Below are 19,171 nucleotides of genomic sequence, written 5' to 3' on the forward strand. Positions count from 1 at the left end.
TCTATGTAGATGCAATCTACGTAGAGTGGAGCTACATTGCCGGGGTTCATCGGGCGGGATGCGGAGCTCGCCGTCCTGCGCAAGCGGCTCGAACGCGTCGCCAGGACCGGGACGGGAGCGGCGCTCGCGCTGCGCGGCCGGCGGCAGGTGGGCAAGTCCCGGCTCGTCCAGGAGTTCTGCGACCGCGCCGGCGTGCCGTACGTGTTCTCCACCGCCACCAAGGGCGCCTCGCCGATCGAGGCGGTGGACGCCTTCCTGCGGGACGTCCGGGAGTCGGCGCTGCCTGCGGACCCCGAACTCGTGCCGACGCTGCAGAACGGCAGCTGGCCGGACGCCTTCCGGGTGCTGGCCTCGGTGCTGCCCGACGCGCCGTCCATCCTCGTCCTGGACGAGCTGCCCTGGCTGGCCGAGCAGGACGCGCTGTTCGACGGCGCGCTGCAGACGGGCTGGGACCGGCTCCTGTCGTCCAGGCCGGTGCTGCTCCTGCTGCTCGGCAGCGACGTGCACATGATGGAGCGGCTGACCGCCCACGACCGGCCGTTCTACGGTCGCGCCGACACCATGGTCCTCGGTCCGCTGAACCCGGCGGACCTGAGCGGGGCACTCGGGCTGGGGGCGGCGGACGCGATCGACGCGCACCTGGTCACGGGCGGCCTGCCCGGGATCGTCCGCACCTGGCCGCACGGGACGCCCGCGCTGGAGTTCATCGAGGAGGAGTGCGCCGACCCCGCGGCGGCGCTGTTCGGCGTCCCGGAGGCGTCGCTGCTCGCCGAGTTCCCCAACCCCGACGTCTCCCGCCGCGTCATCGAGGCGGTGGGATTCGGCGACCGCACGCACGCCAACATCGCCGCGTCCGCGGGCAGCCGCGCCGGCGCCGTCCCCTCGGGGACGCTCTCGCCCCTGCTGCGGCGCCTCACCGAGGAGAAGCGGGTCATCGCGGTGGACGAGCCGCTGTCGACGCGTCCCGGCAAACCCGCCCTCTACCGCATCGCCGACAGCAACCTGCGGCTGTATCTGGCGGCGCTGCGGGCGGCGCACGAGCAGGCGCGGCGGGGCCGCCCGGAGGCGGGCTTCCGGATCGTCCGGCGGCGCTGGACATCGTGGCGCGGACGCGCCGTCGAGCCGCTGGTGAGGGAGGCCCTCGAACGCGCGGACCTGCCCTGGCCGGAGGTGGAGGCGGTCGGCGGCTGGTGGAACCGGCGGTTCGATCCCGAGGTCGACCTGGTCGGCGCCGACCGCGCGCCCGTCGCGGGCCGCATCGGGTTCGCCGGGTCGGTCAAGTGGCTCGCCGGCCCCTTCGACGGCCACGACCTCGCGGGCCTGCGGCGCGCGGCCGTCCAGGTCCCGGGGTTCGACCCGGCCACGGCCGGGCTCGCGGTGGTGTCCCTGTCCGGCGTCCAGGAGCGCGACGGCGTCGACCTCGTCTGGACGCCGGAGGACGTGGTCGCCGCCTGGCGTTCCTGATCCCGGCCTCAGGCGAGGGTCTTCTCGACCTCGCGGCGGATGACCTTGCCGGTGGCGTTGCGGGGGAGGGGCGCGGTGGTGATCTTCCAGCGGGACGGGACCTTGAAGTAGGCGAGGCGGTCGCGGGCGAACGCGGCCAGGTCCGCCTCGGCGGCGGGGGCGGCGCCGAACACGACGACGGCGAGGACCTCCTGGCCGAGGTCGGGGTGCGGGACGCCGAGGACGATGCACTCGCGGACGCCCGGGTACTCGGCGAGGACGTTCTCGATCTCGGCCGGGTAGACGTTCTCGCCGCCGCGGATGATCAGGTCGGAGCGGCGGGCGGTGAGGCGGAGCCGGCCCTGCTCGACCGTGCCGATGTCGCCGGTGCGCAGCCAGCGGCCGGGGCCGATGGCGCGGGCGGTGGCGTCCTCATCGCGCCAGTAGCCGAGCATGTTGTAGGCGCTGCGGACGCAGACCTCGCCCTCCTCGCCCTCGGGCAGCGGCTTGCCGCCGGGGTCGCGGATCTCCAGCTGGACGCCGGCGACCGGGCGGCCGAGCGTGCCCGGGGACTCGGCGAGGTCCATGGGCGACGCGACGGCGACGCCGGTGCAGGTCTCGGTGAGGCCGTAGCTGTCGACGAGGGCGTTCGCGGCCGGCGGGAACGCGGCGCGCAGCCTCTCCTTGAACGCGGGCGAGGACGGCGCGGACGCCAGCGCGAACCCGGTGAGCGAGGACGTGTCGTAGCGGGACAGGTCGCCGTGCTCGATCATCCGGTTCGCCATCGTGGGGACGGCGCCCCAGTTCGTGACGCGCTCCTTCTCGATCAGCCGCAGGACCCCGTCGACGTCGAAGGCCCCCTCGTGCATGACCACGGCGGTGCCGGTCGCGAGCCGGGGGACGGCGAGGTTGTGCAGGCTGGCGATGTGGAACAGCGGGAGCGCGAGCAGGTAGCTGCGGGACGCGGGGTCGGTCGGGTCGCCGAAGGCCCGCATGAGCGCGTCGTTCAGCCGGTGGTACTCGATCACCGAGGTCAGGTTGCGGTGCGAGTGCACCGCGCCCTTCGGGCGGCCTGACGTGCCGCTGGTGTAGAGGATGACCGCCGGGTCGTCCTCGGCGGCGTCCGGGAGGTCGAGCGGGGCGGACGGGTACCGGGCGGCGAGCGCCGGGACGTCCTCCTCGATCGTCAGGACCCGGGTGCCGGCGGGCATCTGCGCCGCGCGCTTGGCGTCGGCGACGACGAGCGCCGGCTCGGTGTGGCCGAGGGCGTACTCGATCTCGCGGGGCGCCCACCAGGCGTTGTAGCCGACGGCGATGGCGCCGGCGGCGATCGCGCCCCAGAACGCGATGATCCATTCCGGGCTGTTGGCGGCGTCGATGGCGACGCGGTCGCCGGGCCGCACGCCGTGCTCGTCACGCAGCGCCTTCGCCAGCGACGCGGCCCGCGCGGCGTGCTCGGCGAAGCTCAGCCGGCGGGTCGCGGTGACGATGTAGTCGCGGTCGCCGAACCCGGCGGACCGGGCGAGCACCTCGCCGAGGCTCCGGGCCCGTCCGGCGAACACGGGGAGCCGGGTGCCGAGCACCTCTTCCTCGCGCAGTTCGAACGCGCCGCCGGGACCGGTCAGCCGCTGCATGATCTCCATCGCCGTCGTGGCCATCGAGCCTCCTCCTCGCGTGGCCGAAGGCTCTCACCCCGGCCGCGCGGGCCAGCGGGCCGTTCCGCTGAGCGAGACCGCGCCGCGGGGCACCCGGCCGCGTTGGAGCGTTCCCGGTGAGCGGGACCGCGGCGCTCGCGTGGGCCGCGTCACATCACCATGACCGCACCAGGACGGATGCAGGGGGGATGACATGGGAAGCCTCGACGGCAAGGTCGCGATCGTCACCGGTGCGGGCCAGGGCGTCGGCCAGGGCATCGCGCTGGCGCTGGCGTCGGAGGGCGCGGCGATCGCCGTGCTCGGCCGGACGCCGGAGAAGCTCGAGACGACCTGCGCCCTGATCCGGGAGCGGGGCGCGACCGCCGAGCCGTTCGCCTGCGACGTGGCCCGCACCGAGGCGATCCCCGGCGTCGTGGAAGAGGTCGCCGGCCGTTTCGGGGGCGTCGACATCCTCGTCAACAACGCCTACTCGGGCGGGTACGGGCCGCTGCTGGAGATGAGCAACGAGAAGTTCCAGCGCGGCTTCCTGACCGGGCCGTTCGCGGCGTTCGCGTTCATGAAGGCGTGCCACCCGCACATGAAGGCGCGCGGCGGCGGCAACATCATCAACCTCGTCACCTCGGCGATGGTGCGCTGGGACCCGACGACCTACGGCGCGTACGCGGCGGCCAAGCAGGCGCTGCGGTCGCTGACCCGGACGGCCGCCGCCGAATGGGGACCGGACGGGATCCGCGCCAACTCCATCGCCCCGCACGCCCTCTCACCTGGCCTGAAGCGGTGGACGGAGGCGTTCCCGGAGGCGGCGGAGGAGTTCCGCAAGACCATCCCGCTCGGCTACATCGGCGACTGCGAGGCCGACATCGGCAACGCCGTCGTCGCCCTCCTGCAGCCGGCCATGCGCTACCTGACCGGCGCGACCGTGCCGCTGGACGGCGGTCAGGCCCACTTCGGCTGACCCCGCGTCCACCGGCCGCCGGAGGGCCGCGCTTCGGCGGGGCGCTGCGGATCGGCGGCGCGCTGTACCTGGCGTCCGCCGTGACCCGCGTGCTGCGCCTGTGGCTGCTGCGCCAGCTGGCCGAGTCCCAGTCCCACACCGACCAGATCACGGCGGCGCTCGAGAGCCGCTGATGACCCTCGTCGCTCCCGGTCAGCGGGATGTCCGGAACGTCCGGGCATCCCGCTGATTAACGTCGAGTGGCCACCCACCCGGCGCGCCGACCCGAAAGACTCACCCAGGGAACTCGATGACCAAGGAAACTCCCGATGTGTTCGCCCCGGCGAGACTGGGGCCGATCACGCTGCGCAACCGCATCGTCAAGGCGGCCACCTACGAGGGCCTGACCAGGCGGGGCCAGGTCACCGACGCGCTGATCGACTTCCATGTCCGGCACGCGCGCGGCGGCGTCGGGATGACGACGGTCGCGTACTGCGCGGTCGCGCCGGAGGGGCGGACCGACCGGCGGCAGATCTACTGGCGGGACGAGGCGATGCCCGGCCTGCGGAAGCTGACCGACGCCGTGCACGCCGAGGGGGCGGCCGTCCAGGCGCAGATCGGGCACGCCGGCCCGGTCGCCAACCCCAAGAGCAACAAGCTGCCGGCGCTCGCCCCGAGCCGCCGCTTCCACCTGACGACGCAGACCGTCGCCAAGGCCGTCACGCACGCGGACATCGCCCGGGTCGTCGACGCGCACGCCTACGCGGGAAAGATGGCGATCGAGGCCGGGTTCGACTCGATCGAGATCCACATGGGGCACAACTACCTGACGAGCTCGTTCCTCAGCCCCAAGGTCAACCACCGCAAGGACGAGTACGGCGGGTCGCTGGAGAACCGGGCCCGGCTGGCGCGCGACATCGGCCGCGCCGTCCGCGACGCCGTCGGCGACCGCATCGCGATCACCGCGAAGCTGAACATGGACGACGGCGTGCCCGGCGGCTTCTGGGTGGACGAGGCGATCCAGGTCGCGCGGTGGCTGGAGGCGGACGGCTCGGTCGACGCCCTCCAGATGACCGCCGGCAGCTCGCTCCTCAACCCGATGTACCTGTTCAAGGGCGACGCGCCGCTGCACGAGTTCGCCGCCGTGATGAAGCAGCCGACCAGGCTCGGCATCAAGCTGATCGGCAAGCACTTCCTGAAGTCCTACCCGTACCAGGACCTGTACCTGCTGAAGGACGCCCGGCAGATCCGCGCCGCGGTGAAGCTGCCGATGATCCTGCTCGGCGGCGTCACCGACCGGGCGGGCATGGACACCGCGATGGCGGAGGGCTTCGAGTTCGTCGCGATGGCCCGCGCCCTGCTCCGCGAGCCCGACCTGATCAACCGGATCAAGGACGACCCCGCGACCGGGTCGCTGTGCATCCACTGCAACAAGTGCATGACGGCGATCTACGGCGGCACCCACTGCGTCCTGTCCACCGAGCCGGCCTGGGGAAGCCCGAGTGCGTGACGAGACGATCGCGGACCTGCTGCTGGAGAAGCTCGGCGACGGGCGGCCCGGCCTGCGCAGCCGCGAGCGGACATGGACGTGGGACGAGGTCGTCCGGGACAGCGCGGCGCGCGCGTCGCTGGCCCGTGAACTGCGTCAGGACGGACCGTTCCACATCGGCGTGCTGCTCGACAACGTGCCCGAGTACGTCCTGTGGCTCGGCGCGGCGGCGCTGAGCGGCGCGACGATCGTCGGGATCAACCCGACCCGCACCGGCGCGTACCTGGAGCAGGAGGTCCGGCACACCGACCTCCAGCTGATCGTCACCGACGCGGCCGGCGCGAAGCTGCTGGACGGCCTGGACGTCGGCGTCCCGCGCGACCGCTTCGTCCTGATCGACGACCCCGGCTACGCGCCGCTGGTCGAACGCCACGCCTGCGAGCCCGCACGCGACCCGGCGATCACGCCGAAGACGCAGATGCTGCTGCTGTTCACCTCCGGCACGACCGGGGCGTCCAAGGCGGCCCGCTGCTCGCAGGGCCGGCTCGCCGAGCTGGGCCGCAACAACAGCGCCAAGTACGACATCAAGCGCGACGACATCAGCTACTGCCCGATGCCGCTGTTCCACGGCAACGCGCTGATGGCGCTGTGGGCGCCGTCGCTGGCGGTCGGCGCCTGCGTCGTGCTGACGCCCAAGTTCTCCGCGTCCGGGTTCCTGCCGGACGTCCGCTTCTACGGCGCGACGTTCTTCACCTACGTCGGCAAGGCGATCGGCTACATCCTCACCACGCCCGAGCAGCCCGACGACGCCGACAACACCCTCACGCACGGGTTCGGCACCGAGGCGTCCCCCGAGGACAAGGCCGGGTTCCTGCGCCGCTTCGGCGCGCAGCTCGTCGAGGGCTACGGGTCCAGCGAGGGCGCCGGGATGATCAGGCGGGTGCCGGACGCGCCGCCGACCGCGTTCGGCGTCCCCATGCACGACGGCGTCCGCATCGTGCACCCGGAGACCCGCGAGACGTGCGCCCGCGCCGTCCTCGACGGCCTCGGCCGCGTCACCAACCCCGAGGAGGCCGTCGGCGAGATCGTCGACGTCGACGGCGCCGGGAAGTTCGAGGGCTACTACCGGAACCCCGAGGCGGACGCCGAGCGCGTCCGGCACGGCTGGTACTGGACGGGCGACCTCGGCTACATCGACGAGGCCGGGTTCCTGTACTTCGCGGGCCGCTCCGGCGACTGGATCCGCGTCGACTCCGAGAACATCTCCGCGCTGCTCACCCAGACCGTCGTCCGCCGCCACCCGAAGATCGTCGACGCGGTCGCGTTCGGCGTCCCGGACCCGCGCTCCGGCGACCAGGTGATGGCCGCCATCGAGATCCCCGACGGCGTGGAGTTCGAGGACCTGGACTTCGCCGCGTTCCTGGCCGGCCAGGACGACCTCGGCACCAAGGGCGCGCCGCGGTTCGTCCGCGTCTCGCACGCGCTGCCGACCACCGGCTCCGGCAAGCTCGGCAAGAAGCAGCTCCAGCTCGAAGGCTGGCGCACCGCCGACCCCGTGTACCGGTGGACCGGCCGCGGTGCGCCGCGGTACGAGCCGATGACCGAGGCGGACAAGGCGGCGCTCCGCGAGGAGTTCGCCGCCAGCGGCCGCGAACGCTTCCTCCCCTGATCCGACGACCACGAGAGGGCTTACATGGATCTGCGTGAGTCCGCGGCGCACCAGGAACTGCGCGCGGAACTGAGGGCGTACTTCGCGCGCCTGCTGCCCCCGGACGTCCGCCGCCGGGCCGGCGAGGAGGGCGTCGGCGGCGGCACCTTCCGCGAGATCGTGAAGATGCTCGGCAAGGACGGCTGGCTCGGCTACGGCTGGCCCACCGAGTACGGCGGGCAGGGCCGGTCGATCGCCGAGCAGTACGTGTTCTTCGACGAGGTGCAGCGGGCGGGCCTGCCGTTCCCGTTCGTCACGGTGAACACGGTCGGCCCGACGCTGATCCGGTACGGGACCGACGAGCAGAAGCAGAAGTTCCTGCCCGGCATCCTCGCCGGCGACATCGTGTTCGCGATCGGCTACTCCGAGCCGGACGCGGGCACCGACCTGGCGTCGCTGCGCACCCGGGCCGTCCTGGACGGCGACCACTACGTCATCGACGGCAACAAGGTCTTCACCAGCGGCGCCAACACCGCCGACTACATCTGGCTCGCCGCCCGCACGAACCCCGACGCGCCCAAGCACAAGGGCATCTCGATCCTGACCGTGCCGACCAGCGCGGACGGGTTCTCCTGGAGCCCGATCCAGACGGTCGGCGGGATGGTCGTGACGGCGACGTACTACAACGGCATCCGCGTCCCCGCGTCCGACGTCGTCGGCGAGGTCGACGGCGGCTGGAAGCTGATCACCACCCAGCTCAACCACGAGCGGATCGGCCTCGCCGCGCTCGGCGGCCGGATGATCCGGCTGTGGGAGGACGTCCGGGACTGGGCCCGCGAGAACGGCGTCATCGGCCTGCCGTGGGTGCGCGCCGACCTCGCCCGCACCCACGCCCGGCTCGAGGCCATGCGGCTGATGAACTGGAAGATGACGATGGCCGTCGAGGCGGGCGAGCTGACCGGCGCGCAGGCCGGCGCCGCGAAGTCCTACGGCACCGAGACGCACATCTTCGTGCAGCGGACGCTGACCGGGATCCTCGGCGCGGCCGGCCGGATCCGCCCCGAGTCGCCGGGCGCGGTGCTGTACGGGCAGATCGAGCAGCTGTCCCGGCAGGGCATCGTCAACACCTTCGGCGGCGGCGTCAACGAGGTGCTGCGCGACATGGTCGCCGTCCAGGGGCTCGGGCTGCCGAGGTCGAGGCGGTCATGAGCGAGGACGCGGCCATGAGCGAGGACGCGGCCATGGACGACTACGAGGCCCGCCTGCAGGCGTGGGTCGGGCGCGAGCTGGTCGCGCGGCGCCCCGGCCAGGACCCGGTGAACGTCCCGATGATCCGGCACTGGGTCGAGGCGATGGAGGACCCGAACCCGGTCTACCTGGACGAGGACGCCGCGAAGGCGACGGGACGCGACGGCGTCGTGGCGCCCGCGTCGATGATCCAGGCGTGGACGATGCGGGGCTACGCCGCCACCGTGCGCCCGCCGGACGAGCCGAGCGGGTTCGACGAGCTGGTCGCGCTGCTCGCCGAGGGCGGCTACACCTCCGTCGTCGCGACCGACTCGGAGCTGGAGTTCGAGCGCGAGCTGGTCCCGGGCGACCACGTGTCCGTCGAGGAGCACGTCGAGTCGATCTCCCCGGAGAAGCGGACCGGCCTCGGCACCGGCCGGTTCGTCAGCACGGTGAAGACGTACCGGGACGCGTCCGGCGCGGTCGTCGCGACGCAGCGGTGGCGGACGCTCCGGTTCCGCCCCGCCGAGAAGCCCGCCCCGAAGGCTCCGCGGCCGCGGCCGGCGGTCAACCCGGACAACGCGTTCTGGTTCGAGGCGGCCCGCGAGCACCGGCTCGTCATCCAGCGGTGCGCCGACTGCAAGTCGCTGCGGCACCCGCCCGGCCCGTGCTGCCCGCAGTGCGGCTCGTTCGCCTGGGACACCGTCGAGTCGTCCGGCGCGGGCCACGTCTACACCTTCACGGTCAACCACCACCCCAAGCACCCCGCGTTCGACTACCCGCTGGTCGTCGCGGTGATCGAGCTGGCGGAGGGCACCCGGCTGATCGCGAACATGACGGGCGTCGAGCCCGCGGACGTCGAGGTCGGCATGCCCGTCGTCCTCGACTGGATCGACCCCGACCCCGACCTTTCGCTGCCGGTGTTCCGCCCGGCCGCACGTGAGGAGCGCTGATGGACTTCACCCTTGGCGAGGAGCTGGAAGCGGTCCGGGACCTGGCCCGGCAGATCTTCACCGACCACGCCACGCAGGACCGCCTCCGCGCCGCCGAGCAGTCCGGGACCGGCGTCGACCACGCGCTCTGGAACGAGCTGGCGTCCGCCGGCCTGCTCGGCGTCGCGCTGCCCGAGGACGCGGGCGGCGCGGGCCTCGGCGTCGAGGCGCTGTGCGTCCTGCTGGAGGAGCAGGGACGCGCCGTCGCGCCCGTCCCGCTGTGGCCGTCGCTCGTCGCGGCCCTCACCCTGGCCTCGCACAAGACGTCCGGCCTGCTGGTGTCCGGGGTCGTGGACGGGACGGCGCGGCTGACGCTCGCGCTGGAGGAGTTCGCGCCCGCCGACCCGGCCGAGCCGCGCTGCGAGGCCGCCCGCGACGGCGACGGATGGCGGCTGACCGGGACGAAGGCCGCCGTCCCGTCCGCCCGCGGCGCCGACTTCATGCTGGTCGCCGCCCGCACCCCGGACGGCCCCGGCCTGTTCCTGCTCGGCACCGGCGTCGCCGGGACGGGCTGGGAGGACGCCGACACCACCGCGCACGACGGCGCCGCCACCCTCGTCCTCGACGGGGCCCCCGCGCAGCAGCTCCCGGCCGGGTCCCTCGCGACCGCGCTGCGGCTGTCGCGGGTCGCGCTCGCCGCCGTCCAGGTCGGCGTCGCCGAGGGCGCGCTGCGCATCGCCGCCGGGTACCTCGCCGGGCGCGAGCAGTTCGGCCGGCCGCTCGCCGCCTTCCAGGCCGTCCAGCACCAGCTCGCCGACTGCTACATCGAGATCGACGCGCTGCGCGTCTGCCTCTGGCACGCCGTCTCGCTGATCGCGGCCGGCGAGGACGCGGAGACGGCCGTCCTGGTCGCCAAGTGGTGGTCGGACGAGGGCGGGCTCAACGTCGTGCACCGCGTCCAGCACCTGCACGGCGGCATCGGCGTGGACGTCGACTACCCCGTCCACCGGTACTTCCTGTGGGGCAAGCAGATCTCCGGGATGCTCGGCGGCGCGTCCGCCGACCTCGAGACCCTGGGCGCCGCCCTGTGAGCCGCGCCTACGACGAGGTCGCGGTGGGGGAGGAGCTCCCCGAGCTGCCGATCCCGCTGACCCGCACGATGATCGTCGCGACCGCCATCGCGAGCCGCGACTACCAGGACGTCCACCACGACCCGGCGCTCGCCGGGGAGCGCGGCTCCAGGGACGTCTTCATGAACATCCTGACCACCAACGGGCTCGTCGACCGGTACGTCACCTCCTGGGCCGGGCCCGCCGCCGAGGTGAAGGCCATCAGGATCCGGCTCGGCGCGCCCAACTACCCGGGCGACACGATGGTCCTGACCGGCACCGTCTCCGCCAAGCACGACGAGGACCGCCGCGTCGAGATCGCCGTCCGCGGCGTCAACGCGATCGGCCCGCACGTCACCGGGTCCGTCGTCGTCCGGCTCCCCGTCGCCCCGGAGCAGGGAGGTGCCGAATGAGCGTCCTGCCCGGCGCCGCCGCGATCGCGGGCATCGGCGCCACCGAGTTCTCCAAGGAGTCCGGACGCAGCGAGCTGCAGCTCGCCTGCGAGGCCGTCCTCGCCGCCATCACCGACGCCGGACTGGAGCCGTCCGACGTCGACGGCCTGGTCACCTTCACCGCCGACACCAGCAGCGAGATCCACATCGCCCGCAACCTCGGCATCGGCGAGCTGACGTTCTTCTCCCGCGTCGGGTACGGCGGCGGCGCCGCCTGCGGCACCGTCCAGCAGGCCGCGATGGCCGTCGCGACCGGCGTCGCCGACGTCGTCGTCTGCTACCGCGCGTTCAACGAGCGGTCCGGCGAGCGCTACGGCCTCGGCCAGGCGAACCGCCCGATGGACGTCAGCGCCGACCGCGCCGCCTACTCGTGGATGACCCCGTTCGGGCTGTCGACCCCGGCCCAGTGGGTCGCCATGTTCGCCACCCGCTACATGCACGAGTACGGCGCGACCAGCGAGGATTTCGGCCGCGTCGCCGTCGTCGACCGCGCCCACGCCGCCACGAACCCCAAGGCCTGGTTCCACGGGCGGCCGATCACCCTCGAACAGCACCAGGCGTCCCGCTGGATCGCCGAACCCCTGCACCTCCTCGACTGCTGCCAGGAGAGCGACGGCGGCCAGGCCCTCGTCGTCGTCTCCGCGCAGCGCGCCCGCGACCTCCCGCACCGCCCCGCGCTGGTCTGGGGCGCCGCGCAGGGCTCGGGCAACGACCAGCACATGATGACGAGCTACTACCGCTCCGAGATCAGCGGCATCCCCGAAATGGGACTGGTCGGACGGCAGCTCTACGCCCAGTCGAGCCTGACGCCCGCCGACATCCAGGCCGCGATCCTCTACGACCACTTCACGCCGCTCGTCCTGCCGCAGCTCGAAGAGCTCGGGTTCTGCGCCCGGGGCGAGGCCAAGGACTTCATCGCCGACGGCAACCTCTCGCTGACCGGCCGCCTCCCCTTCAACACCCACGGCGGCCAGCTCGGCGAGGCCTACATCCACGGCATGAACGGCATCGCCGAGGCCGTCCGGCTGCTGCGCGGCACCTCGGTGAACCAGCCCGGCGACGTGCACAACGTCCTCGTCACCGCCGGGACCGGCGTCCCGACCAGCGGCCTGATCCTGGGAGCCGACCAGTGAACGAATGGCAGGGCCGCCCGCTCGGCACCCGCACGGTCTCCTACGACGAGACGCGCCCCATCCTCTACGCGCTCGCCGTCGGCGCCCACGCCACCGACCTCGACCTCGTCTTCGAGGAGCGGCTGCGCGTCCTGCCGACGTTCGCGCTGACGCTCGCCCAGTGGGCCCCGGACGCCCTCGGCTCCGCCGGCGCCTTCGACGTCCGCACCGCCGTCCACGGGACGCAGCGCCTCCGCGTCCTGCGGGAGCTCCCGCGCTCCGGGGCGGTCGAGATGTCGGCGCACGTCTCCGACGTCTGGGACAAGGGCCGCGCCGCCGTCTTCGACGTCACCGTGACCAGCGACTACTTCGAGGCGACCTGGTCGCTGTTCGCCCCCGGCCGCGGCGGCTTCGGCGGCGAACGGGGCCCGTCCGCGCGGCCCCGCCCGTCCGCGGCGCCGGACATGTCCCTCCCTGTCCGAACGAACCCGGACCAAGCGGCGCTCTACCGCCTGCTGGGGGACCGCCACCACATGCACATCGACCCGTCGGCCGCCGAGGCGGCGGGCATGCCCCGCCCCTTCATGCACGGCCTGTGCACCCTGGCCGCAGTGACCCTGCCCCTGGCCGCCGCGGTCGGCGCCCACCCCGCCGACCTGAAGGACCTCGAAGCCCGCTTCGCCTCCCCGGTCTTCCCCGGCGACGAACTCGCCATGGAAGCCTGGAAAGCCGGCGACGCGACGACTTTCGAGGCGTCCGTGGACGGCAAAACCGTCCTCGCCGCGGCCCAAGCCTCCTTCGCCTGATCTAACCGTCGTACCCGCCTGGGGCGGCGGGTCGTGCGCACGCCGGAGTCAGAAGTGGGTGCCGCCGTCGATGCGGATTTCGGTGCCGGTGATGAAGGCGCCGTCTTCGGAGGCGAGCATCGCGACGACGCCCGCGACCGACTCGGGGCCGGCGAACCCCTTGCCGAGGGCGGGGGACAGCTTCGCGAACAGGCGGAGGTCGGCGTCCTCGGGGAGGCCGGGGCCCAGGCTCTGCCTGCTCTCCCCGGAGCCGTCCGTCATGCCGGAGGAGATCGATCCGGGCTGGACGGCCGTGAAGCGGATGCCCCGCCCGGCGTACTCGGCGGCCAGCGCGTGCGTCATCGACTGGATGCCGCCCTTGCTGGCCGCGTAGGCCGCCATGTAGGGGTGGGCGAACATCGCGGAGGTCGAGCTGAAGTTCACCACGGCCGGGGCCGTGCCCTCCAGCAGGGCCGGGATCGCCTCGCGGATCACCAGGAAGGTGCCGGTCAGGTTGACCGCGATGACCTTGGTGAAGTCGGCGAGGGACGTCTCGTGCGTGTGCGAGGAGCGCAGGATGCCGGCCGCGTTGACCAGGACGTCCAGGCCGCCGAGGGTCGCGAGGGCGGAGGCGACGGCGGCGCGCACGGACGCTTCGTCCGCGACGTCCACGACGACCGTGCGCAGGCGCTCGGCATGGGCTCCCGCCTTGGCGACGGTGTCCTTGAGGCCCGCCTCGCTCACGTCGGCGGCGACCACGTCGCCGCCTTCCGCGAGCAGGCGCAGCACCGTGGCCTGGCCGATGCCCGAGCCGCCGCCCGTGACGAGTGCCCGGCGTCCGTTGTAACGGTCCATGTCGTCTCCGATGTCCTGGTGGGAGGGGGCCTCGACTCGGGGCCCTCGATGTCCACAGTACGTCGTGGTGGCACGTTTTGTCATAGTGACTTGTCGTGCCTCACTGTCGTCCCCGGACGTAGGCTTCCGTCATGGACCGCCCCAGGACGAAGCAGGACCGGACGCCCTCGCTGACCGAGCGCCGCAAGGCCGCGACGCAGCTCGACATCGCCCGCGCGGCGGCCGAACTGTTCGCCGACAAGGGGCCGGACGGCACGACCGCCGAGGAGATCGCCGGTCGCGCCGGGGTCGCGCTGCGCACCTTCTACCGGTACTTCCGCAGCAAGCAGGACGCGATCGGACCGCTGCTCGCGTCCGGCGGGGACCGCTGGCGCGCGCTGCTCGCCGAGACCGGCCCGGACACCGGGCTGGCCGAGGCGCTGGAGTCCGCGGCGGTCGCATCGCTCTCGGCACCGGGCGACGTGGCGGCCGAAGGGCTGCGCTGGACGCGCGGCCTGCTGCGCGCGGCCCAGGACGACCCCGCCCTGCGGGCGGTCTGGGCCCAGGTGAACCATGATTCGGAGGAGCGGCTCATCCCGGTGGTGGCCCGGCTGGCCGGGCCGGACGCCGACCCCCTGGAGGTCCGGCTGGTCGCCGCCGCGGCGACCAGCGCGATCCGGGTCGCCCTGGAGGCGTGGGCGGCGGCGGACGATGAGTCCGCCGAGACGCCGGCGGACCTCGTCGTGCGTTGCCTACGCGAACTGACCGGCGGGCTGAGCCTGCTGACGCCCGAACGCTAGATCCGCCGTTCAGGGCATGGGGAGTGCGAGGACGGAGTCGAGGGCCGCGGTCGCTTTGAGGAGGGCCTTCGAGCGGGCGTCGATGGCCGCGTCCCGGGCGGCGAGCGCGGCGGTCAGGTCGTCGTGGCTGCGCGCGCTGCGCAGGTCCGGCATCAGGGTCTTGAGCGGAGCGATGCGGTAGCCGGCGAGGCGGAGTTGGTGGACGATCCGGGCGTCCCGGACGTCGCCGGGTGCGTACGCGCGGGTCCCGCGCGGGGTGGTCCGGCCCGGCACGACGAGGCCTTCGGCGTCCCAGTGGCGCAGGGTCGAGGCGCGCACGCCGAGGGCGGCGGCGAGTTCGGCGATGCCCATGGAGTCGGACGGGCGGACGTCCTCGATCGGCTCGGCCCTGATCGCCTCGGCGGCCCGCCTGGCCAGGGCCAGGTCGCGGCGCTCGGCGGCGAGGCGGGCGTGCGCGGCGTCCAGGAGGGGGAGCAGGTCGGAGTCCGGGTACGCGTGTGCGGCCCGCATGATCGTCTTGGCCTGGACGGGGCCGGTGCCGGCGGCGAAGGCCCGGTACGCCAGGGCGGAGTGCACGTGGGCCTCGGCGTAGACGCGGTAGCCGGAAGCGGTGCGCGTCGCAGGGGGTAGGACTCCGTCGCGTTCCAGGTTGCGCACCTGTTGGACGGAGTACCCCGCACGGCGCGCGACGTCCACCGTTCGCAGGGCGGAGTTGCGACTTGTCACCCCTCAAGCTTGAGGTCTGCGGCGCGAAGTCTCCACGAGCACTTGAATGGAACGCTGGAACGCATGAGCATCGACGAGATCCTGGAGTTCGCGGGCGGGTTCGATGGCGTGCTGGTCCTCCGGCCGCAGCCCGGCGACGGTTCGCCCGAGATCGCCTGGGGTGACGTGTTCCTCTATTACGCGCCCGACGGGAACGTCCCGGAGGCGACGCAGCCGTACGCGACGATCGTGACCAAGGACTATCCCGGCGACGAGGGCTCCCGGCTCGATCGGCCGGGCGCGTTCCGGCTGAACTTCGCCGCCGGGAAGGACGCCTCCGCGCGCTGGACGGAACGGGAGTCGGACCCGAGCGCGGCGGACGTCCTGATGGCGCATCCGGTCTACGCGGGGTGGCTGGCCGTGGTGAATCCGGGGGCGGGCACGGAGGCGGCCGTCCGGGAACTTCTCCGCACGGCGCACGACCTCGCGCGCTCGCGATACGAGCGGCGCCGCGGGCGGGGTCAGTGACGGCGGGTGAGGAGCAGGTGGACGAGGCAGAGGGCGGCCAGCCCGGCGCAGGTGGCGAGGGCCGCCGTGGCGCCGAGGGGGAGGAGGGCGCCGCCGAGGACGGTGCCGAGGCCGATCCCGGCGTAGAGGGCGGAGGCGTTCAGGCCGACGACGACGGCGGTCTCCTGCGGGGCGGCGCTGATGAGGCGCACCTGCTGGGCCGGGGTCTGGAACCAGGTCGCGGCGCCCCAGGCGATCATCAGCAGCGCGGTGAGCGGGAGCCGGTCCGCGTTCGCGGCGACGGCCCAGGTCAAGGCGGCGAGGGTCGCCGCGAGGGCGGTGTAGCCGGCGAACTGGACGCGGATGGGGCCGTGCCGGTCGACCCGCGCGCCCGCGACGAGGTTGCCCGCGACCGCGCCGGCGCCGTAGAGGAACAGGAGCCAGGGCTCGGCGCCCTCGCCGGCGCCGAGGGCGCGCATGATCGGGACGGCGTACGCGTACAGGCCGTACCCGGCGGCCATGCCGAGGACGGTGAGCGGCAGGACGGCGACGACGCCGGGATGGCGCAGGGCCGCGAGGCGCCGGCGGAGCGGGATCCGGGGGCCGCCGGGTAGCGCGGGCATCGCGGCGAACACGCCCGCGGCGGCGATCGCGCACAGCGCCGCGACCAGCGCGAGCGCGGCGTGCCAGTCGAGGGCACGGGCGGCCAGGTTGCCGAGCGGGACGCCGAGGGCGGTGGCGACGGTGAGCCCGCCGATGACGACGGCGAGGGCGCGGGCGCGCTGGGCGGGGGCGACCAGCGAGGAGGCGACCGCCCCGGCGTTCGGGGTGAAGGCCGCGGCGCCGGACGCGGCGACGACGCGCGACACCATGAGGAGCGCGAAGTTCGGCGCCAGCGCCGAGCCGAGGTTGGCGAGGGCCAGCACGGCGAGGGCGGCGACGAGCAGCGCGCGGCGGGGGACGCGGGCGAGGACGGTCGCGAGGACCGGCGACAGGACGGCGTAGGTGACGGCGAACGCCGTGGCCGACTGCCCGGCGGTGCCCTCGGACACGTGCAGGGAGGACGCCATCTCGGGCAGGAAGCCCGCGACGACGTAGGCGTCCGTCCCGACGGCGAAGGTGCCGAGCGCCAGGATGAGGGTGGAGCGGAGGCCGCGCGGGGCGTCGGCCGGCGGCGCCGGCCGCTCGGCTTGGCGATGTATCGGGGTATTCAACGTCCCTGTTTCTTCCGTGGGGGGCCAGGACGCGTCCGGGCCGGAACGGTCAGTCCGTGAGGCGGCTGTAGTTGCGGCGGGTGCGGGCGGCGCCCTCGGGGGCGTCGTCCATCAGGTCGGCGATGGTGGTGCCGGCCAGTTCGCGGCGCCACGCCAGTTCGGCCCGGCGCATCACGGCGGAGATGCCGCAGGGGCCGTCGAACTCCCGCCCGGCGTCACGGCCGCCGGTTCCGCGCTGCCGGATCTCGGTGCAGCGGAACGCCTCGAGCGGCCCTTCGAGCGCGGTGACGACGTCCATCACCGTGATCTCCGCGGGCGGGCGGGCGAGGGACCAGCCGCCCCGCACCCCGGGGCCGGAGGTCAGGATCCCGGCCCGGGCGAGCGGCTGGAGGCGCTTCTTGAGGTACTCCTGCGGCAGGTCGAACCAGTCGGCCAGCCGCCGGATCGACACCGGCGCCCGGTCGTCCAGCCAGCCGAGCGTCACGCAGCAGTGCAGGCCCCATTCGACGCCTTCGCCCATCCGCATAACCGGGACTATACATGTCCCCGTTTACGCGGGCAGGCCCAGGGCGGCGATCAGGTCGCCGCCGTCTGGACCGCCGCACCACACCGCCCCGGCTCCGGCGGTGCCGTCTTACCACTGGTCGTGCGTCCCGCTCGCCGGGTACCGGTGAGCGGGACGCCCTAGCCGATCCCGGGCGGCCGGGGCCACCATGGGCTGTCATGGGCGAACTGACGATTCCGGCGGTGTTGGGACGGGCGGCGGAGGCGTTTCCGGACGCCGAGGCCGTGGTGGACGGGGACGTCCGGGTGACGTTCGCGCAGCTGCGGGACCGGGTGCGGGAGGCGACCGCCGCGTTCGCCGGCGCCGGGCTCGAGCCGGGCGACCGGATCGCGATCTGGGCGCCGAACGGGCTGCCGTGGATCGTCACCGTCCTCGGCGCGATGGGCGCGGGCGCGACGCTCGTCCCGCTCAACACCCGGTACAAGGGCGACGAGGCGCGCTGGCCGCTCACCCGCGCCCGCGTGAAGATGCTGTTCGTCGCCGACGGGTTCCTCGGCATCGACTACCCCGGCATGCTCGGGGTCGACGCGACCGGCGCCTACCCGGGCCTGCCCGACCTGAAGGGCGTCGTCACGTTCAACGGTGACGAGCGGCCGGGCGTGACGTCGTGGGCCGGGTTCATCGGCAAGGCCGTCCCGCTCGCGGACGCGGACGCGCGGGCCGCCGCGGTCCGCCCGGGCGACGTCGCCGACATCCTGTTCACGTCCGGGACGACCGGGCGGCCCAAGGGCGTGATGTGCACGCATGAGCAGAACATCCGGACGTTCGAGGCGTGGGCGGCGCGGACCGGCGTGCACGCCGGCGACCGCTACCTGATCGTCAACCCGATGTTCCACTCGTTCGGCTACAAGGCCGGCGTGATCGCCTGCGTGCTGAAGGGCGCCACGATGGTGCTCCAGCCGGTGTTCGAGGTGGCGGAGACGCTGCGGATCATCGAGGCGGAGCGGATCACGGTGCTGCCCGGCCCGCCGACGATCTACACCACGCTGCTGGACGCCCCCGGCCGCGGCGAGCGCGACCTGTCGTCGCTGCGGCTCGCGGTGACCGGTGCCGCCGACGTCCCCGTCGCGCTGGTGCGGCGGATCCGCGAGGAGCTGTTCCCGCAGGTCGTCACCGCCTACGGGCTGACGGAGTGCACCGGCACGGTGACCGCCTGCTCGGTGGACGACGACGACGAGACGATCGCGACGACCTGCGGCAGGGCCATCGACGACGTCGAAGTGAAGATCGTCGACGACCGGGGGGACGAGGTCCCGGCGGGTGCCGACGGCGAGGTGCTCGTCCGCGGCTACAACGTGATGAGCGGCTACCTCGACGACCCGGAGGCGACCGCCGAGACGATCCGGGACGGCTGGCTCGACACCGGCGACCGGGGCCGCCTCGACGAGCGCGGCAACCTGTCGATCACCGGACGGTCCAAGGAGATGTTCGTCGTCGGCGGGTTCAACGTGTACCCGGCCGAGGTGGAGGACGTCCTCGCGCGGCACGACGCGGTCGCCGAGTCCGGCGTCGTGGGCGTCCCGGACGCACGGATGGGCGAGGTCGGCCGCGCCTACGTCCGGCTGCGCCCCGGCCGCACCGCGACGGCGGACGAGCTGGTCGCGCACTGCCGCGAGCGCCTCGCGAACTTCAAGGTCCCCCGTGAGGTCGTCTTCGTGGACGAGCTCCCGAAGACCGCATCCGGCAAGGTCCGCCGCGTCGAGCTCAAAGAGCGGGCCGACGCCTGACTCTTTGACGTGCGGCGAGTCGTCGCTCCATAG

18 protein-coding genes are annotated in these 19,171 nt (G+C 73.5%); 13 read left to right on the forward strand and 5 right to left on the reverse strand.

Annotated elements, in window-relative coordinates:
* The first annotated feature begins 36 nt into the window (after nt 1–36).
* Complete coding sequence (locus ACA514_RS29755; RefSeq protein ID WP_375044566.1) at nt 37–1,464, forward strand: ATP-binding protein; 1,428 nt, start codon at nt 37–39, stop codon at nt 1,462–1,464.
* Nucleotides 1,465–1,472: 8 nt separating this feature from the next.
* On the opposite strand, the gene ACA514_RS29760 is transcribed toward ACA514_RS29755, so the two are convergent.
* On the reverse strand, nt 1,473–3,101 hold the full coding sequence (locus ACA514_RS29760; protein ID WP_375044567.1) for a class I adenylate-forming enzyme family protein: 1,629 nt from the start codon (nt 3,099–3,101) through the stop codon (nt 1,473–1,475).
* A 190-nt stretch (nt 3,102–3,291) separates the two neighbouring features.
* Here ACA514_RS29760 and ACA514_RS29765 point away from each other — a divergent pair, with 190 nt between their 5' ends.
* The 9 genes from ACA514_RS29765 to ACA514_RS29805 all read left to right on the forward strand — a co-directional run bounded on the left by ACA514_RS29765 (nt 3,292) and on the right by ACA514_RS29805 (nt 12,807).
* Nucleotides 3,292–4,053: an SDR family NAD(P)-dependent oxidoreductase gene (locus ACA514_RS29765; RefSeq protein ID WP_375044568.1), complete on the forward strand. Its 762-nt coding sequence runs from the start codon at nt 3,292–3,294 to the stop codon at nt 4,051–4,053.
* A gap of 289 nt (nt 4,054–4,342) precedes the next feature.
* A complete protein-coding gene (locus ACA514_RS29770; protein ID WP_375044569.1) occupies nt 4,343–5,542 on the forward strand; it encodes an NADH:flavin oxidoreductase in 1,200 nt (399 codons plus the stop codon).
* Nucleotides 5,535–7,190, forward strand: a complete 1,656-nt coding sequence (locus ACA514_RS29775; RefSeq protein ID WP_375044570.1) for an AMP-binding protein — start codon at nt 5,535–5,537, stop codon at nt 7,188–7,190. Before ACA514_RS29770 ends, ACA514_RS29775 begins: the two co-directional genes overlap by 8 nt.
* 24 nt (nt 7,191–7,214) lie before the next feature.
* Complete coding sequence (locus ACA514_RS29780) at nt 7,215–8,378, forward strand: acyl-CoA dehydrogenase family protein (protein WP_375044571.1); 1,164 nt, start codon at nt 7,215–7,217, stop codon at nt 8,376–8,378.
* Nucleotides 8,375–9,349, forward strand: a complete 975-nt coding sequence (locus ACA514_RS29785) for a bifunctional MaoC family dehydratase N-terminal/OB-fold nucleic acid binding domain-containing protein (RefSeq protein WP_375044572.1) — start codon at nt 8,375–8,377, stop codon at nt 9,347–9,349. Before ACA514_RS29780 ends, ACA514_RS29785 begins: the two co-directional genes overlap by 4 nt.
* Complete coding sequence (locus tag ACA514_RS29790) at nt 9,349–10,419, forward strand: acyl-CoA dehydrogenase family protein (RefSeq protein ID WP_375044573.1); 1,071 nt, start codon at nt 9,349–9,351, stop codon at nt 10,417–10,419. The genes ACA514_RS29785 and ACA514_RS29790 overlap by 1 nt, the downstream gene beginning before the upstream one ends.
* Nucleotides 10,416–10,850, forward strand: coding sequence for a MaoC family dehydratase (locus ACA514_RS29795; RefSeq protein ID WP_375044574.1), 435 nt, complete (start codon nt 10,416–10,418; stop codon nt 10,848–10,850). The genes ACA514_RS29790 and ACA514_RS29795 overlap by 4 nt, the downstream gene beginning before the upstream one ends.
* Nucleotides 10,847–12,022, forward strand: coding sequence for a lipid-transfer protein (locus tag ACA514_RS29800; RefSeq protein ID WP_375044575.1), 1,176 nt, complete (start codon nt 10,847–10,849; stop codon nt 12,020–12,022). The genes ACA514_RS29795 and ACA514_RS29800 overlap by 4 nt, the downstream gene beginning before the upstream one ends.
* Nucleotides 12,019–12,807 (forward strand): MaoC/PaaZ C-terminal domain-containing protein, encoded by a 789-nt coding sequence (locus tag ACA514_RS29805; protein ID WP_375044576.1) that lies wholly within the window; start codon nt 12,019–12,021, stop codon nt 12,805–12,807. Before ACA514_RS29800 ends, ACA514_RS29805 begins: the two co-directional genes overlap by 4 nt.
* Nucleotides 12,808–12,855: 48 nt before the next feature.
* On the opposite strand, the gene ACA514_RS29810 is transcribed toward ACA514_RS29805, so the two are convergent.
* Nucleotides 12,856–13,641 (reverse strand): SDR family NAD(P)-dependent oxidoreductase, encoded by a 786-nt coding sequence (locus ACA514_RS29810; RefSeq protein WP_375044577.1) that lies wholly within the window; start codon nt 13,639–13,641, stop codon nt 12,856–12,858.
* Between the two features lie 131 nt (nt 13,642–13,772).
* On the opposite strand from ACA514_RS29810, the gene ACA514_RS29815 reads away from it, so the two are divergent.
* Nucleotides 13,773–14,420, forward strand: a complete 648-nt coding sequence (locus tag ACA514_RS29815; protein WP_375044578.1) for a TetR family transcriptional regulator — start codon at nt 13,773–13,775, stop codon at nt 14,418–14,420.
* A gap of 9 nt (nt 14,421–14,429) precedes the next feature.
* On the opposite strand, the gene ACA514_RS29820 is transcribed toward ACA514_RS29815, so the two are convergent.
* Complete coding sequence (locus ACA514_RS29820) at nt 14,430–15,146, reverse strand: MerR family transcriptional regulator (RefSeq protein WP_375044579.1); 717 nt, start codon at nt 15,144–15,146, stop codon at nt 14,430–14,432.
* Nucleotides 15,147–15,209: 63 nt separating this feature from the next.
* Between ACA514_RS29820 and ACA514_RS29825 the strand changes: the two genes are divergently transcribed.
* Complete coding sequence (locus tag ACA514_RS29825; RefSeq protein ID WP_375044580.1) at nt 15,210–15,653, forward strand: DUF6194 family protein; 444 nt, start codon at nt 15,210–15,212, stop codon at nt 15,651–15,653.
* Here ACA514_RS29825 and ACA514_RS29830 read toward each other — a convergent pair.
* Both ACA514_RS29830 and ACA514_RS29835 read right to left on the reverse strand, forming a co-directional pair.
* On the reverse strand, nt 15,647–16,846 hold the full coding sequence (locus tag ACA514_RS29830) for an MFS transporter (protein WP_375044581.1): 1,200 nt from the start codon (nt 16,844–16,846) through the stop codon (nt 15,647–15,649). The two genes, ACA514_RS29825 and ACA514_RS29830, sit on opposite strands and share 7 nt — an antisense overlap.
* 49 nt (nt 16,847–16,895) lie before the next feature.
* Nucleotides 16,896–17,372, reverse strand: coding sequence for an RrF2 family transcriptional regulator (locus ACA514_RS29835; protein ID WP_375044582.1), 477 nt, complete (start codon nt 17,370–17,372; stop codon nt 16,896–16,898).
* Nucleotides 17,373–17,569: 197 nt separating this feature from the next.
* On the opposite strand from ACA514_RS29835, the gene ACA514_RS29840 reads away from it, so the two are divergent.
* Nucleotides 17,570–19,138, forward strand: a complete 1,569-nt coding sequence (locus ACA514_RS29840) for a FadD3 family acyl-CoA ligase (protein ID WP_375044583.1) — start codon at nt 17,570–17,572, stop codon at nt 19,136–19,138.
* Nucleotides 19,139–19,171 lie beyond the last annotated feature (33 nt).

The organism is Actinomadura sp. NTSP31, assembly GCF_041951385.1.
GTDB lineage: Bacteria > Actinomycetota > Actinomycetes > Streptosporangiales > Streptosporangiaceae > Spirillospora > Spirillospora napierensis.